The following is a 798-nucleotide window of genomic DNA, read 5'->3' on the forward strand; positions in this document are numbered from 1 at the left end:
GCGCATGCCCACGGTGTGGCGCAGGTCGTGCACGTGCAGGTCGGGCATGCCGGCCTCGCGTCGTGCGCGCTGCCACGCGGTGTTGTGCATCGTCTGGATCGGCCGGTAGGGCATCAGCGGGGCGTCGTCGAGGTTCTTCACGCGCTCGCGGCGCCACACGAAGACGAACTCCTCGTGCTTGCCGCGCTGCGATTCGATGATCGACTGCGCCACGCTGTTGCACACCACCACCCGCGGCCGGCGCCGGCCCTTCACGTGCTCCCGCGGCACCTCGAAGACCGAGATGCCGAGTTCCGGCACCTGGATCTCCCAGTCCCAGCGCAGGTTGCAGACCACGTCGTCGCGCACGCCGGTGTTCAGGTCGAACAACGCCATGCGCGCCAGGTGGTCCGGCAACAGGGGCAGCAGCTTGCGCTGCTGGCCCCAGCTCAGGGGCTGCGGTTCGCGCTGGTGGCCCACCAGCGGCAGCATCGTGATCGCCGGCGCATGCTCCAGCCAGGTCATGCCGTTCTCGTCGCGCCAGGACTTCGCCGCCAGATTCAGGATCCGGCGGACGATGCCCAGCCCGCTGTTCACGGTCTTGTGCGAACGGCCCTGGGCCAGACGTTTTGCAACGTAGGGCGCCAGGGTGCCGTCGTGCACCTGGTTCAACTGGAGATGGCCGATGTGTGGCATCACGCTCTTGAGCCAAGAGGTCTCTGTTTCGATGGATACCTTGTCCTGGAAGATCGTCACGTAGTGCGCCGCGGCCTGATCAAACGTGCGCTTGGGCCGCGCACCGTGAAGCGTCACGGTGCG

General features: G+C 67.3%; 1 protein-coding gene. It reads right to left on the reverse strand.

The window, feature by feature from the left end; genetic code table 11:
* On the reverse strand, positions 1–675 hold a 675-nt coding region (locus tag D9C15_RS33210), incomplete at its 3' end, for a tyrosine-type recombinase/integrase (protein ID WP_375138840.1).
* Between the last annotated feature and the right edge of the window lie 123 nt (positions 676–798).

Source organism: Piscinibacter defluvii (assembly GCF_004011805.1).
Taxonomy (GTDB): Bacteria; Pseudomonadota; Gammaproteobacteria; order Burkholderiales; family Burkholderiaceae_C; genus Piscinibacter; species Piscinibacter defluvii.